General features: G+C 68.1%; 17 protein-coding genes. 7 read left to right on the plus strand and 10 right to left on the minus strand.

The features are described from left to right. Positions 1–10: 10 nt before the first annotated feature. Positions 11–880, plus strand: coding sequence for an ATP synthase F1 subunit gamma (gene atpG / locus CFB81_RS24630; protein WP_089436828.1), 870 nt, complete (start codon positions 11–13; stop codon positions 878–880). A 10-nt stretch (positions 881–890) separates the two neighbouring features. Next, the gene (gene atpC, locus CFB81_RS24635) at positions 891–1,349 is read left to right on the plus strand and encodes an ATP synthase F1 subunit epsilon (RefSeq protein ID WP_089436829.1); all 459 of its coding nucleotides are present in this window, start codon (positions 891–893) and stop codon (positions 1,347–1,349) included. Between the two features lie 23 nt (positions 1,350–1,372). Here atpC and CFB81_RS24640 read toward each other — a convergent pair whose 3' ends face one another. Next, complete coding sequence (locus CFB81_RS24640; protein ID WP_006480837.1) at positions 1,373–1,591, minus strand: DUF1653 domain-containing protein; 219 nt, start codon at positions 1,589–1,591, stop codon at positions 1,373–1,375. 55 nt (positions 1,592–1,646) lie between these two features. Continuing rightward, positions 1,647–2,090, minus strand: a complete 444-nt coding sequence (locus CFB81_RS24645) for a GNAT family N-acetyltransferase (protein WP_089436830.1) — start codon at positions 2,088–2,090, stop codon at positions 1,647–1,649. Between the two features lie 160 nt (positions 2,091–2,250). On the opposite strand from CFB81_RS24645, the gene CFB81_RS24650 reads away from it, so the two are divergent. Continuing rightward, positions 2,251–2,874, plus strand: a complete 624-nt coding sequence (locus CFB81_RS24650) for an HAD hydrolase-like protein (protein ID WP_089436831.1) — start codon at positions 2,251–2,253, stop codon at positions 2,872–2,874. Positions 2,875–3,280: 406 nt separating this feature from the next. Next, the gene (locus CFB81_RS24655; RefSeq protein ID WP_089436832.1) at positions 3,281–3,859 is read left to right on the plus strand and encodes a DUF4142 domain-containing protein; all 579 of its coding nucleotides are present in this window, start codon (positions 3,281–3,283) and stop codon (positions 3,857–3,859) included. A gap of 127 nt (positions 3,860–3,986) precedes the next feature. Here the strand turns inward: CFB81_RS24655 and CFB81_RS24660 are convergent, their stop codons facing one another. Together CFB81_RS24660 and CFB81_RS24665 are read right to left on the minus strand one after the other, a co-directional pair. After that, positions 3,987–4,586, minus strand: coding sequence for a GNAT family N-acetyltransferase (locus CFB81_RS24660; protein WP_089437127.1), 600 nt, complete (start codon positions 4,584–4,586; stop codon positions 3,987–3,989). Positions 4,587–4,649: 63 nt separating this feature from the next. Beyond that, complete coding sequence (locus CFB81_RS24665; protein ID WP_089436833.1) at positions 4,650–5,564, minus strand: LysR family transcriptional regulator; 915 nt, start codon at positions 5,562–5,564, stop codon at positions 4,650–4,652. Between the two features lie 108 nt (positions 5,565–5,672). Between CFB81_RS24665 and lysA the strand changes: the two genes are divergently transcribed. Then, a complete protein-coding gene (gene lysA / locus CFB81_RS24670; protein ID WP_089436834.1) occupies positions 5,673–6,911 on the plus strand; it encodes a diaminopimelate decarboxylase in 1,239 nt (412 codons plus the stop codon). Between the two features lie 179 nt (positions 6,912–7,090). On the opposite strand, the gene CFB81_RS24675 is transcribed toward lysA, so the two are convergent. Continuing rightward, positions 7,091–7,978: a DMT family transporter gene (locus CFB81_RS24675; RefSeq protein WP_089437128.1), complete on the minus strand. Its 888-nt coding sequence runs from the start codon at positions 7,976–7,978 to the stop codon at positions 7,091–7,093. Positions 7,979–8,102: 124 nt separating this feature from the next. Between CFB81_RS24675 and CFB81_RS24680 the strand changes: the two genes are divergently transcribed. Next, complete coding sequence (locus tag CFB81_RS24680) at positions 8,103–9,578, plus strand: PLP-dependent aminotransferase family protein (protein WP_089436835.1); 1,476 nt, start codon at positions 8,103–8,105, stop codon at positions 9,576–9,578. A 42-nt stretch (positions 9,579–9,620) separates the two neighbouring features. On the opposite strand, the gene CFB81_RS24685 is transcribed toward CFB81_RS24680, so the two are convergent. Both CFB81_RS24685 and CFB81_RS24690 read right to left on the minus strand, forming a co-directional pair. Next, on the minus strand, positions 9,621–11,054 hold the full coding sequence (locus CFB81_RS24685; protein ID WP_089436836.1) for a nicotinate phosphoribosyltransferase: 1,434 nt from the start codon (positions 11,052–11,054) through the stop codon (positions 9,621–9,623). Positions 11,055–11,127: 73 nt separating this feature from the next. After that, a complete protein-coding gene (locus CFB81_RS24690) occupies positions 11,128–12,168 on the minus strand; it encodes a bifunctional nicotinamide-nucleotide adenylyltransferase/Nudix hydroxylase (protein ID WP_069617299.1) in 1,041 nt (346 codons plus the stop codon). 191 nt (positions 12,169–12,359) lie between these two features. On the opposite strand from CFB81_RS24690, the gene CFB81_RS24695 reads away from it, so the two are divergent. Then, the gene (locus CFB81_RS24695; RefSeq protein ID WP_069617300.1) at positions 12,360–12,812 is read left to right on the plus strand and encodes a type II toxin-antitoxin system RatA family toxin; all 453 of its coding nucleotides are present in this window, start codon (positions 12,360–12,362) and stop codon (positions 12,810–12,812) included. Here CFB81_RS24695 and speD read toward each other — a convergent pair. Genes speD through CFB81_RS24705 form a run of 3 tightly spaced genes read right to left on the minus strand, consistent with a single transcriptional unit; the run spans position 12,775 to position 14,845 of the window. Then, positions 12,775–13,191 (minus strand): adenosylmethionine decarboxylase, encoded by a 417-nt coding sequence (speD, locus tag CFB81_RS24700; protein WP_089436837.1) that lies wholly within the window; start codon positions 13,189–13,191, stop codon positions 12,775–12,777. The genes CFB81_RS24695 and speD overlap by 38 nt on opposite strands. Then, complete coding sequence (locus tag CFB81_RS36255; RefSeq protein WP_175972952.1) at positions 13,188–13,334, minus strand: hypothetical protein; 147 nt, start codon at positions 13,332–13,334, stop codon at positions 13,188–13,190. Before CFB81_RS36255 ends, speD begins: the two co-directional genes overlap by 4 nt. After that, complete coding sequence (locus CFB81_RS24705) at positions 13,331–14,845, minus strand: DUF4178 domain-containing protein (protein ID WP_089436838.1); 1,515 nt, start codon at positions 14,843–14,845, stop codon at positions 13,331–13,333. The genes CFB81_RS36255 and CFB81_RS24705 overlap by 4 nt, the downstream gene beginning before the upstream one ends. Between the last annotated feature and the right edge of the window lie 7 nt (positions 14,846–14,852).

Genomic DNA, 14,852 nt, shown 5'->3' on the forward strand with positions numbered 1-14,852 from the left:
CCCCCCTGACATGCACATACGCGAAATCCGCTCGAAAATCGCCAGTACCTCGTCCACGCGCAAGATCACCAAGGCGATGGAAATGATGGCGCGCACCAAGATGGCGAGCGCGCAGCGACGCGCGCGCGAATTCCGCCCGTACGCGGCGCGCATCGGCGCGATGGCGGAACGCGTGCTGCGCGACCGTCCCGACCACGTATCGGCGCTGATGGCGCGACGCGATATCGTGCGCCGCGTCGGCCTGATCGTCGTCAGCACCGATCGCGGGCTGTGCGGCCCGCTCAATGCGCGGCTGCTCGTCGAATGCGTGGATGCGCTCGAACGCTGGGACCGGGCCGGCGTCGCGTGCGAACTGAGCGTGATCGGGGCGCGCGGCCTCGCGCCGCTGCTGCGCCACGGCGCGACCATCGCCGCACGTGCGAGCGGCCTGGCCGCCGAGCCGCACTTCGAGCAGTTGCTCGGTGCGCTGCTCGTGCCGCTGACCGCGTTCGTCAACGGCGAGCTCGACGAAGTACACGTCGCATACAACCGGCTGACGAGCCCGCTCGCGTACGAGCCGCGCATCGATGCGATGCTGCCGATCGTGGGGCTCGACACCGGCGCGCCGACCGACGGCGCGGCCGCGTCCGACTATCTGTACGAGCCCGCGCCCAAACCGGTCGTCGACACGTTGCTGCTGCGCTACGTCGAGGCGACGCTCTATCAGGCCGTCGTCGAGAACTACGCATGCGAGCAATGCGCGCGGATGTTCAGCATGCAGACCGCGACGGACAATGCCGACCGCGTGTTGCGCGAACTGCGGCACCTGTACCAGAAGACGCGACAGGCGCAGATCACCACCGAGCTGTGCGAAATCGTCGCCGGCGCGGCGGCGGTCTGAAGGAATACGCATGAAAACGTCGATGAGGCTCGACATCGTCAGCGTGGAAGCGGTGCTGTATGCCGGCGACGCGCATTTCGTCGTCGTTCCGGGGGAAAGCGGAGAACTGGGGATCTACCCGCACCACGCGCCGCTGCTCACGCGGATCCGGCCGGGTGTCGTGATGCTCGTCGATGCACCGACCGGCGAGCATCGCCGCCTGCTCGTCGCGGGCGGCGTGCTGGAGGTCAGCCGCGACGGCGTGACGCTGATCGCCGATCACGCGTTGCGCACGCCCGAACTCGACGATCTGCGCGCACGCGAAGCGCGGCATGCGGCCGACGACTGGCGCCAGCGCTACGCGCATGAAAACCGGCGCGCGTTCGATTTCGCGTCGGCCCGCGCGGAATTGATGGATGAAATCCGGCGCTTCTTTGCGATGGCGCTGCGGCAACAGGCGCCGCACGACAAGCCGGGCAGCGCCGGCTAGACACCGGCTCCGGTGCCGCCCGCTCAGTCGCGCAGCTTGCGAAAACGCGGCGTGCCGTCTTCGAGGTTGCCGTTGAACATCGCTTCCGGGCGCACCCACAGCCCGCGCGCATGCGGCCACAGATGCTCGTAGACGACCACCGATTCCTCGGTTTCGGAATGGCGGGCAACGCCGATGTAGCGGTACAGGCCACCCTTGTAGTGGCGGTGCGTCGCGAGCTGTTCGGCTTCCTGTTCGGTCATGGTGTGCTTCTCTTCGGCAAAAACGGAAAGCGCGTATTGTATGCGCTGCGCCGCGTCAGCGTTTCGTGTAGATGTCGGGCCGGCGGATCTCCATCAGCCGCTCGGGGTTCGCGGAAGGACCGAAACCGACCGGCCGGTAGAGTTCGTGCGCGTCGGTCGTGACGAGCATGATGCGGCGCAGCCGCTGCACCATCCCCTGCGCGAATATATGGTCGATCAGTGCGCGGCCGTAGCCGTTGCCGCGTTCGGCCGGCAGCACGAACACGTCGCACAGATACGCGAACGTCGCGTGATCGGTGACGAGCCGCGCAAACCCGACGAGCCGGTCGCCGACATACGCGCCGAAGCACAGCGAGCCCTCGATCGCCCGCTCGACCACGTCGCGCGGAATGCCCTGCGACCAGTACGCGTCGCGATGCAGGAAATCGAAGATCGTGTCGATGTCGAGCTCGCGCTTGTCGGTGGAAATTCTCAGCGTGGCGGGAGTGGCTGCGGGCACGTCTGTTCTCCGGTTCGAGGGGCGGCAAGCGGAGCATCGACGATACCGCGCCGTGGAGTACGGGACAAGGGGCACTGGAATCCGCCGTGGACGAACAGCCGCACTGCCACCCTCGATTCGGCGACAATGGCATCCGCCGATAAACCCGAGATGCTGCTTCATGACCTACCGCCTCATCGCCTTCGACTTCGACGGCACGCTCGCCGATTCGCTCGACAGTTTTCTCGCCGCGCTGTCGGAAGCGTCGCGCCTGCACGGCTTTCACGACGCCACGCCCGAACTGCGCCCGGCGCTGCGCGGGATGTCGGCGCGCGACATCATTCGCGCGCTCGACGTGCCGATGTGGAAAGTGCCGCGCGTGACGATCGACATACGCCGCCTGATGCGGCCGCGCGTCGCGCACGTGCGGCTCTTTCCCGGCGTCGCCGAAACGTTCGACGCGCTCGCCGCGCGCGGCATCCGCATCGCGATCGCCACGTCGAATACCGAGGAGATCGTGCGTGACCGGCTCGGCCCGCGCGCCGGCGCGCGCGTCGACCATTTCGCATGCGGCATTCCGCTGTTCGGCAAGGCGCGCCGCCTGCGTGCGCTCGTCCGCGAGGCCGGTGTGCGCGCCGACGAAGTGCTGTACGTCGGCGACGAAATCCGCGATGCCGACGCGGCGCGGCGTGCGCATATCGCATTTCAGGGCGTCGCGTGGGGCTACACGGCACCCGACGCATTGCAGGCACATTGCGCGACGCCGTTGCTGCCGCGCCTCGATGCGCTGCTCGATCGCGTGTAACGCTTTCACGCACGCCACGCTCACACACCGCCCCTCGCCCGACGCGCCGCCACGGCAACAGCCGCGACGGCATCACGTCGCTGAAGTGCCGATGACGCGCACGCGCATCTCATCCATTGCATGCGCCACGCGCACGCAAAAATTGCCACCGCCGCACGCGCATCAGGTACGCGCTACCGGCCTGCGCGCGTGCCCATCGATTCGTCTTACCAACCGTTACACAAGCCACAGCACGGTTGCACCTGCTACCCGACCGCTCTCCTAGAATCAGTCGGGCCGGAAAGCACTTCGAACGCCGCCGCGGCAGAGCGGCAGTCGAATCCGGCCCGGGCGCGCCCGGTCTCTCGCACAGCGACGGATCGCACGATCCGTTTTTTAACCAGAGCCCCGATCGAAAGGAGGTCCCATGAACCGCTTTCCCCATATTTCGCGCCTTGCCTTGTCTGCCGCTGGCCTGCTTCTCGTCGCCGTGACGGCGACCGCGCAAACCGCGCAACCGGCACCCGGCGCATCGGCGGCGCCGGCCGCGACCACGACGCGCATCCACGAAGCCGACCAGACCTTCATCACCGACGGCACGAAGACCGTGTCGACCCAGCACGACGCCGCGCGCATCGCCGATTCGCGCACGTCGGACAGCCAGGTCAAGGCGTTCGCGCAACGCGTGTCGACCGACGATGCGAAGATCATCCAGGCAATGCGCGCGGCCAGCCCGCGCGGCGTCGACGTGCCGGCCAACGACCCGGACACGTCAGTGCTGAACAGCATCAAGAGCCTGCGCGGCGCCGAGTTCGACAAGGCGTATATCGAACAGGTCGCGCTCGCCGGCCAGCAGAAGGCGATCTCGGCGTTCCAGGCCGAAATCGCATCGGGCCGCGACACCAAGCTGAAGGACGTCGCACGCCAGGCGCTGCCGATCCTGCAGGCGCACTACGCGGATGCACAGAAGCTCGCGCAGCGTCATCACCTCGCATCGGCGCAGTAATTCATCCTGTGCGGCGCCGCGCATCGCGCGCGGCGCACCGTTTCCCCCGCCGTCGCGCCGCCGCCTCCCCTGCCGGCGGCGCGACGCACGACTGAAGCATCAAGCGCCCCGCGTCATCCGTCACACGTTACGTCGCCAGCTTCGCGTCGAGTCGCGCCCGTACTTCCGGCCATTCGTCGTCGATGATGCTGAAGCGCACCGAGTTGCGCTTGCGGCCATCCGGCATGATCCGTTCGTGACGCACGATGCCCTCCTGTTTCGCACCGAGCCGCAGGATCGCCGCGCGCGATTTCTCGTTCAGCTCGTCCGTCGTGAACTGCACGCGCACGCATTGCAGCGTGTCGAACGCATAGGCCAGCAGCAATCGCTTCGCTTCGATATTCGCGCGCGTACGCTGCGCCGATTCGCTCAGCCACGTATGGCCGATCTCGAGCTTGCGATTCTGGCGGTCGATCTTCCAGAAGCGCGTGCTGCCGATGGCGCGGCCCGACGCGCGATCGACGATCACGAACGGCATCACGGTGCCGGCCGCCCGCCCCTGCAACGCCGCGTCGATGTAGGCGTCGACCGTCTGCGCGCCCGGCACGACCGTGACCGTCAGGTTCCACAACTCGCCGTCGGCCGCGGCGTCCAGCAGCGCCTGCCGGTCGGATACGTCGAGCGGGCGCAGGACGACACGTGCGCCGGTGAGAGTCGGTTGTTCGAGGAAAGACGATGCGTCGGTCATGACGGGATTCCGGAAAATGGCGATGACGGCGATGGCGGCGACGCCCATCATACGGCGGCACCGCTAGCCGAGGTAGGCGGCCAGCCGGCGGCGGATCGCCTTCGCTTCGGCGCGCAGCGCATCGGCGAATGCGTCGACGAGCAGGTTCTTCGGCCGGTGCTCGGGCACGATCACGCTGACCCGGTACGGAAACGACCGCGTCAGCGGCCGCACGTGCAGGTCGCGGCCGACGAAATCGAGCGCGGTGAGCGGGTTGACGATCGCGGCCCCCAGCCCCTGCCGCACGAACGCACACACCGACACGGCCGACGGCGTGTCCACCACCGAGCGCGGCGCGACGCCGAGCTGCGCGAACGCCTCGTCGATCAGGATGCGATACGGATCGTTCAGCGACAGGCTCACGAACGGGCGATCGGCGAGATCCAGCAGGTCGATCGCGTCCTGCGCGAGCAGCGGATGGCCATCGGGCAGCACGCACACTTCATCGACTTCGAGCAGCGGCGCGAGCACGGTGCCGGCCGGCGCGACGTCGCGCTCGGTCAGCCCGAGATCGTAACGCTGCGCAGTGAGCCATTCTTCAAGCACCGGCGACTCCTGCGTCGCGACCGACACGCTGACGCCCGCATGCGCGTCGTGAAAGCGCCGGCAGGCCCCGGGCAGGATCGCGTGCGAGAACGCCGGCAACGCGATCACCGACAGTTGCCCGTCGCGAAACTCGCGCAGGCGCGCGGCCGTCGCCGCGACCCGTTCGAGCCCCACATACGCGAGCCGCACGTCGTCGAACAGCGTGAGCGCGGCCATCGTCGGGCGCAGCCGGCCGTGCGCGCGTTCGAACAACGCAAAGCCGACGACCTGCTCCATCCGCGCCAGCTCGCGGCTGATCGTCGGCTGCGACGTGTACAGCATCTCGGCCGCGCGGATCGTGCTGCCGGTGACCATCAGCGCACGGAAGACCTCGATATGACGGTGCGTCAGCATGATCTTATATATCAGAAATGAATCGAATGAAGATAAACAGGCATTTTACTGTATAGCCAATCAGGCGCATCATCCGGCTATCCGTTCATTCGATCCGATTCATCCGCCATGTCCCTCGATTCCCGCCAGCTCGCGACGCTCGCGCAGCAATACGGCACCCCGCTGTGGGTGTACGACGCCGACATCATCCGCGACCGCATCGCCCAACTGCGCCAGTTCGACGTGATCCGCTACGCACAGAAGGCGAACTCGAACGTCCATATCCTGAAGCTGATGCGCGACGAAGGCGCATGCGTCGACGCCGTGTCGCTCGGCGAGATCGAGCGCAGCCTCGCGGCCGGGTTCAGCCCCGCAGGCGAGCCGGAAGGCGTCGTGTTCACGGCCGACCTGATCGACCGCCCGACGCTCGCGGCGGTGCTGAAGCACGGCGTGACCGTGAACGCAGGCTCGCTCGACATGCTCGCGCGCATCGGCGAGCACGCGCCCGGCCACCGCGTGTGGCTGCGCGTCAACCCCGGTTTCGGCCACGGCCACAGCAACAAGACCAACACCGGCGGCCCGCAGAGCAAGCACGGCATCTGGATCGACGACGTCCCGCGTGCGATCGAGATCGTGCGCCAGTACGGGCTGAAGCTGGTCGGCGTCCACATGCACATCGGTTCGGGCGTCGACTACGGCCACCTGTCGCAGGTGTGCGATGCGATGGTCGATCTCGTCACGTCGCTCGGCCACGACATCGACGCGATCTCGGCCGGCGGCGGCCTGTCGATTCCGTATCGCGACGGCGAGCCGCGCGTCGACGTCGGACACTACTTCAGCCAGTGGGACGCCGCGCGCAAGCGGATCGAACGACATCTCGGCCATCCGGTGCGCATCGAGATCGAGCCGGGCCGCTTTCTGGTGGCCGAAGCCGGCACGCTCGTCACCGAGGTGCAGGCCGTCAACCGTCGGCCGAAGCACGATTTCGTGCTGATCGACGCGGGCTTCAACGACCTGATGCGCCCGTCGATGTACGGCAGCTATCACGCGGTGTCGGTGCACGCGCACGACGGCGCGCTGCCCGCCGGCCGGCCGCTCGTCGACCTCGCGATCGCCGGGCCGCTGTGCGAATCGGGCGACGTGTTCACGCAGGACGCAGGCGGCGTGGTCACGCACCGCAAACTCCCGCAGCCGCAGATCGGCGACCTGCTGTTCCTGCACGACGCCGGCGCGTATGGCGCGTCGATGTCCTCGAACTACAACAGCCGGCCGCTCGCGCCGGAAGTGCTGGTCGATCGCGGCGCGCCGCGGCTCATCCGTCGCCGGCAGACGATCGGCGAATTGCTCGCGCTCGAAACGTTCGAGTAACCCGCGTCCGGCGTGACGAACGCCAACGGCCAGGCTTGCCGCTGCCGGCAGCGTGGCCGTTTTGCTTGGCGTCTCGCCGTCGGGCTCACGATCGCGATCATGCGCGTCGATCGCAACCGGCTTGCCGCCATCGCATCGGGTAACGTCGGCCCGATGCGCGGCACGCCGCGGCGTCTGCGTCACCCCGCGCGCTGCACGGGCGCCATCTTCGAGAAGTACTTCGCGCCCGCCACGCAGCCGACCACGATTACCGTCACGACGACCATCGACGGCGGCACCGTCTCGTGCAGCAGCCCGGCCGCGAGCAGGAAGCCGAAGAACGGCTGCAGCAGCTGCAACTGGCCGACGCCCGCGATCCCGCCGAGCGCCAGCCCGCGATACCAGAACACGAAGCCGATCAACATGCTGAACAGCGACACGTACGCGAGCCCCCCCAGCGCGGCGGCATCGACGCCGTCAAACGACGCGGGCCAGGTCAGCCACGTGAGCGGCAGCATCAGCGGCAGCGACAGCACGAGCGCCCACGAGATCACCTGCCAGCCGCCGAGCTGGCGCGACAGGCGCGCGCCTTCCGCATAACCGAGCCCGCACGCGACGATCGCGGCCAGCATCAGCGCGTCGCCGACCACCGACGCCTGCCCGCCGTTGCGCAGCGCGAACGCGGCCACCGCGCCGCTGCCGACGATCGAGAAGATCCAGAACGGCAGCCGCGGCCGCTCGCCGCCGCGCCACACGCCGAACAGCGCGGTCGCGAGCGGCAGCAGCCCGACGAACACGATCGCATGCGCGGACGTCACGTGCTTCAGCGCAAGCGCCGTCAGCAACGGGAAACCGACCACGACGCCGAGCGCGACGACGGCCAGCGACACGGCCTCGGCGCGCGACGGCCGCTTCTGCTTCAGCACGACGAGCAGCAGCAGGCCGAGCGCGCCGGCGATCGTCGCGCGGGCGAACGTGAGAAACAACGGGTCGAGCCCTTGCACCGCGACCCGCGTCGCGGGCAGCGAGCCACTGAAGATGATGACGCCCAGCATGCCGCTGAGCCATCCGTCGGTCGTCTTTTGCACGGTCAACCCTGAATGGAGAATGGATGACCGATGATCCGCCGCCGGCGAAAACGGCGTAAGCTACAGCCCAATACAATTCAGACAAACTGTACTGGACAACCAACCGTACAGTTCATCGTTCGCCATGAGCCCTTCCGCCCCGATGCCCGCTCCGCCCGCGCCGTCGCGCACGCGCGTGGAAACCGTCATGGACACCCTGCGCGCACGGATCGCGAGCCGCGCGCTGATGCCGGGTGCGCGCGTGCCGTCGATCCGGATGATGGCCGACGGGCTCGGCGTGTCGAAATCGACGGTCGTCGATGCGTACGAGCGGCTCGCGAGCGAAGGCGTGCTCGTCGCCCGGCGCGGTTCGGGCTTCTACGTGTCGGGCCACGCGCCGCCGCTCGCGCTCGCCGAGCTGGGCCCGCGCCTCGATCGCGAACTCGATCCGCTATGGCTGTCGCGCCAGTCGCTCGAGGCGGCGCCGACGTCGGTGAAGCCCGGCTGCGGGTGGCTGCCGTCGTCGTGGCTGCCCGACGAAAGCCTGCGTCGCGCGCTGCGCGCCGTGTCGCGCGACGAAGCCGATGCGCTGACCGACTATGCGACGCCGCTCGGCCTGCCCGCGCTGCGCCAGCAGCTCGCATGGCGGCTCGCGCAGCATGGCGTTCACGCGGAACCCGCGCAGATCATGCTGACCGACGGCGGCACGCACGCGCTCGACCTCGTGTGCCGCCTGCTGCTGGAGCCCGGCGATACCGTCGTGCTCGACGATCCGTGCTACTTCAACTTCCAGGCGCTGCTGCGCGCGCACCGTGCACGAATCGTCAGCGTGCCGTTCACGCCGAACGGGCCCGATCTCGTGCGCTTCGAGCAAGTCCTCGCCGAGCATCGACCGCGCCTCTACATCACCAACGCCGCGCTGCACAACCCGACCGGCGCGACGCTCGCGCCGCCCGTCGCGCACCGGCTGCTGACGCTCGCGGCCGAGCACGGGCTGCTGATCGTCGAGGACGACATCTTCGCGGATTTCGAGAGCACGCCCGCGCCGCGGCTCGCGGCGTTCGACGGGCTGTCGCGCGTGGTGTCGATCGGCAGCTTCTCGAAGACGCTGTCGGCCGCGATCCGCTGCGGCTATGTCGCCGCGCGGCCGGAATGGATCGACGCGCTCGTCGACCTGAAGCTCGCGACGTCGTTCGGCAACGCGCAGATCGGCGCCAACGTCGTGCATCGGCTGCTGATCGATGGCACGTATCGGCGCCATCTCGACAGCCTGCGCGCGCGTCTCGCGGATGCGATGGGCGAAACGATCCGGCGCCTCGCGCGAGCCGGGCTCGGCATCTGGACGGAGCCGCGCGGCGGGTTGTTCGTGTGGGCGCAATTGCCGGACGGGCTCGACGCGGCGCGCGTCGCGCGTCATGCGCTCGACCACGACGTGGTGCTCGCACCCGGCGACGTGTTCAGTGCGTCGCGCAACGCGACGTCGTACCTGCGCTTCAACGTGTCGCGCTGCAAGGGTCCCGCCGTGTTCGATGCGCTCGCGCGGGCGATGGACGCGGCGCGGGTGGGAGAGCGCGGCGGCGCGCCGGCGGATGCCGGCGGCCGTTTGCTGGCCGGCAAGTGACGCGAGCCGGCCGTCCCGCGACGGGTTACCCCGCCGCCCGCGTCACACCTCCCCCGCGTGCGCCCTCGCCCTGACCTCGGCGAACGACGTATCGACGAGCAGACGCCCGGTGTCGAACACCGTCTCGAGCGCCTCGTCCCATTCGCCTTCCAGCACACGATCGTCCCACGCAACCGGCAGCGTCACCGTCCGATACTCGCCGGTGCGCCAATTGCGCAGCAACGTCAACCGCCCCTGCTTCGAGCGCTTGCCCTGATCGGTGACCGGGTCCTTGCGGACGTCGTGCCACACGCCGCCGCGCCGGATGGCCGAACACTTCATCGCGAAGCGCTGCGTATCGCGATTCACCCGCTGCAACAGCGCACCGCCCATGCCGAACACCACGTTGCCGGCCGCATAGCCCGCATCGTCGAGCGCGACGAGGATCGCTTCGATCGACTGCTCGTCGACACCGTCGCCCTGGATCATGCGCACGTGGTTCAGCACGCGCCGCCCCTTGCCGTTCACGGTCGCCCCGAACGACGCGTCGAGCGCCCGCACCGTTTGCAGCACGATCGTCACCGGGTCGCCGGAATCGGGACGCACGACCAGCGTCGCGCCCGAATCGATCACCGCCTGCCGAAGTTCGCCGCCCCACAGATCGAGCGCGGCGAACAGATCATAGGAGTCCGATACGACCGATACGATCGCGCCCGGCAAGCCGAAGCGGCTGATCATGTTGCGGTACGCATCGGCCTCGCCTTCGCGCCCCCACGACGTGATCGTGCTGTGCTCGGCCGCCGGCACCGAGTAGGCGGCCATCGGCTCGCGATAGAAGCGGTTCGCGGCCAGCACGCCGAGCACCGTGTCCGAGCCCATGAAGCTCACGAGGTGCGCGGCGCCGCCGATCGCGGCCGATTCCGCGCTCGACACGCCGCGCGCGCCGAAGTCGTGCAGCTTGAACGGCAGTTGCGCGAGGTCGTCGTCGGTCCTTTCGAGGAAGCGGCGAATCGTTTGCCGCAGATGCCAGCTGCGCGTCGCCACCGTCACCGGATACCAGATGCGCAACAGCATCGTCTCGAGATACGACGCGAGCCAGAACACCTGCGGATCGTCGCATTCGACCGTCATCAGCACGTTGTGCACCGGCACGATCGAACCTTCCGACACCGCGCGGATCTTCACCGGCAGATAGCCGTCGTAGTGCTCGACGATATGACGCCATCCGGCTTCGTTGAACGGCTCGCCGTGCACGGCGAAGAAATCGCGCGCGTCGTCGATCATCGCGTGCGTGACCGGCTTGCACAGATACTCCTTCAGCAGCATCTGCAGCCCGAAGAACAGCGTTCGGTCGTAACGGCCGCCGCGCGATTCGACGTACGAGAACATCGCCGATGCGTCCGGCGGATATTGCAGGAAGTGGGAAGCCTTGTACGAATCCGTGTTGAGAATCGGATTGGCGAGAACCGCGGCAAAGCCGCCGGGATCGTTTTGCATGGCTAGAGCTCCTCTAGGCCGTTGAAGTGCCGCCGCGTCTGTCGCGGCGGACCGAATGCGGGGAATCAGCGCGTCACAGCTTCCCCAGGAAGTGATATGCGATGTCGAAGTGATCCTCGAACATCACGTTGCGCATCTGCGCGAATTCGTTGAGCGGGACCCAGCGCGCCTTGTCGGCGTCGTCGCTGCCCTTCACGCGCGGCAGCTCGCCGGTCGGGAAGTTGAACAGGCACGCGTGCGTGATCGTGCGGCCGCGCAGCGAACGCGTCGGGTGATCGAACACCTGGCGATCCTTGATCGAGCCGCGCAGCACGGGCTCCGGCAGCTTGAGGCCGGTTTCCTCGCGCAGTTCGCGAATGCACGCCGCATCGAGCCGCTCGTCCTGGTTCACGAAACCGCCCGGCAGCGCCCACAGGCCGCGGCCCGGTTCGCTGCGGCGGCGCACGAGCAGGATATGCCCCGAGTGCACGACCACCGCGTCGACCGTCACGAACGTGACGGGATACGGCGCGGCCGCCCAGGCCTTGCGATACGCGGCGATGAATTCGGCTTCCGACTTCAGTTGCGCGAATTCCGGCTGCGTGCGGAACCGCTCGAGCCAGCCGAATACGGGTTCCGGCACGGCCCACTGCACGAAGCTGTTGGTTCGTTCGGCGAAGTACTGGTCGCGGATCTCGGTCGCGGAAATGTCTTCCGTCGCGTCGACGTCGACGAGTTCCCATTGCGGGAACATCCGCAGGTAATACGACGTGGCGTCCTTCTCGTGGCCGATCAGCCCGACCTTGCGCTGCGCGACGTCGCCGAGCGCGCCGGCCACCGCATCCTGCACCCAGCGCACCCAGTCGCCGTCGTTGTAGGTCGAATCCTGCAGCGGGGCGATCGTCACGCGGTCGCGCTCGGACGCGTCGAGCAGCGAAGCCAGCATCTGGCGGCGCTCGTCGAACGAGAACGGATCCTTGATGGTGCGAGGCTTGTCGGTCGATCCGATCAGCACGCAGACGCGCTCGGCCCGGCTCAGTGCCGACTTCAGCACGTTCAGGTGACCACGATGCGGAGGCTGGAAACGACCAATGAAAACGAGCGCGTCGAAGCGCCGGTTCTGTTGCGTACTCATGAGGCTCCCTCAAGAGATTGAAACGCTCCGGGTCTGTCCCGAAGGGTTGGGATAAATCGTAGGGGAATTCCCGAAGTGCGTCAATCGATCCCATTCGAGCCCGCGCTCGACTTGACGAAGTCTGACGAAACACAGGTTATTGGCGCGGTACACTCGATTGCATCCCAATCCGAACCTTGGCGCCCGCCCTCATGAGGATCTCAGTCAGCCGGACCGTCGGCGTCGATCGCAGACGCCTGTTCACGTGGTCGCAGGACTACGGCCGGCGGCTCGTGTGGGACAGCTTCCTCACCGATGCCTATCTGCTCGACGGAACGACCGCCGATGTCGGCGTCGATGCGTTCTGCCGCAGCCAGTCGGGCGCGACGATGGTGTCGCGCTACATCTCGTACCGCCCGCCGCAGGTCGCCGCCGTCGAAATGGTCGAAGGGCCGAAAGTGCTCGAACGCTTCAGCGGCAGCTGGAACTTCACCGAGCACACGCCGGGGTCGACCGAGGTGAAGTTCACGTACCACTTCCGTGCGCAGCCGTCCTGGCTGCGCTGGCTGCTCGAACCGCTGATCGGCGCGTTCTATCTCGTGCACACGCGCCGGCGTCTCGATTCGTTCAAGCGCTGGGCCGAGGCCGAAGCGCTGCCGCGCTGACCGGCGCCCCTCCGCGCGCCACCTGCTGCCGAACCTGCGCCTGCGCGCCGAGCGCCGTGGCGATCGCATCCACCGCGTCGGCCGCGCGCGCCGCGCCGCACATGAACGCGTCGACGGCCGCGAAACGATGCTCGGGCCACGTATGGATCGTGATGTGCGACTCCGCCAGCAGCACGACGCCCGTCACGCCATGCTCGCCGCCGAAATGATGGAAGTGCGCGCCGATCACGCGCGCGCCAGCCCGTTGCGCCGCGTCGGTGAGGATCGACTCGAGCCGCACGGCGTCGCGCAGCAGCGCCGCGTCGATGCCGGCCAGGTCGGCCAGCACGTGCGAGCCGAGCACCGCGCAGGGCGGCGCGATCCCGTCGCGCGCGGTCATTTGTGCGACCCGTACGACGAGTAGCCGCTGCGCGCCGACGAACTGCCCCACCCGCCGCCGCCCGAACCGCCGCCGATCGACGCGCAACTGAACAGCGTGACGACGATCAGGCCGTAGATGCCGTAAAGGATGTACCGGATCACGCGTTGCCCCCGTCCGACGCAAAACGCGCCCACAGCCATTCCGGCAGCCACAGCACCAGCAGGCCGACCAGCACGTAGACGGAGCGTCCGGTGAACGAGAACAGCGAACCCAGGTTGAAGATCACGAGCAACGCGCTGAACATGAACGGCAGCGGCGCGAAACTGTGCGACCCCTTGCTGCCGAACAGGCCCATCGATTCGGTGGCGCCCGCGGCAGCCGCGGTGGCCGTCGCAAGCGCCGGCGTGCCGAAACGCTCGGCGAGCGCGCTGCCCGACAGCGGCCGCGCGCGCGACCAGACGATCTCCGCGTCACTGCGCTCGCGCGTCAGCTTGTCTTTCTGCCAGCCGTAGTCGATGATCGACGTGCGGTCGCCCGCCTGCACGCGCCAGTTGAATGCCCCGACCACGTAGACGACCTCCGATTCGTATTCCTCGCGCAAACGGTAGGTCTTGCCGCCATCGGTCACGCTGGATTCGCTGCCGATCGTCGGCCAATGGTCGAGCACCTGCACGCGTTCCCAGCGCCCTTCGCTTTGCACGAGCCACAGGAAGCCGCGCTTCGGGTTCAGCAGCAGATATTCGTCCCATGTCTCGGCGTCGCCCGGCACGCGGCAGCGCATCATGCCGATCACCGTGTATTTCACGCCGTCGAACGTGCCGATCGCGCCGAGTTCGAGCGCGCCTTTCACCGATTCGAGCTTGCGCTGCGCCGCGAACACGATCTGCTGCTCGGCCGTGCACTGCACGCCTGCATGACAGCTGCCGCACACGACGTAGTCGGCCACGTTCGGCGCATAGGACAGCGGCGCACCGCAGCTCGGGCACGCGAACGGCACCATCTCCGCGCCGCGTTTCTCGCGCGTATCGTTTTCGGTATCGCGCAAGCCCGTGAACGCGAGCGCATCGAATTCCAGCGCCTCGCCCGAATAGACGGCCGGGATGCCGCCGTTCGACTCGGCGTCGGAATAGTCGTAGGTCGCGAATGCATTGCCGGTGCGCAGGTCGACGACGCGCGCCTCCCAGCCGGCATCGACGCGGAACGGCAGCTCGCCGTCGCCGCCCGTGCAGCGTGCGGTACGCACGTCGGACACCAGATACGCGCGGCCGCCGTGGTCGATCCGCATGCCCGGTTCGAGCGTGCCGAATGCGGGCCACGTTCGGCCTGCCGCATCGTCGGGCTCCCGCACCGTGATCGCGTACTGGCCCGACGCATCCGACAGCCAGCCGAACGCGCCGTCGTCGAACACGACGTACCATTCGCTCCACGCGCCGGCGTCGTAGGTCATCTGGATGCGGCCGAGCACCGTGAACACGCGGTTGCCGCAGCGCCCGGCCGTGCCGATCTGGACCGGCGATGCGTCGTCGAGCACCGTGGCCAGTTCACCGATGCGCTCGACGTCGGCGCCGCGCTTGAGCAGCGTGCTGCGGCAGAACGCGCAGATGGCCATCACGGCCGCGGCCGAGCGAAACTCGACCGGCGCGCCGCATTGGGGGCACGAGGTACGGAACATGCGCGAC

The sequence above is a fragment of the Burkholderia sp. AU28863 genome, from assembly GCF_002223195.1.
Lineage (GTDB): Bacteria > Pseudomonadota > Gammaproteobacteria > Burkholderiales > Burkholderiaceae > Burkholderia > Burkholderia sola.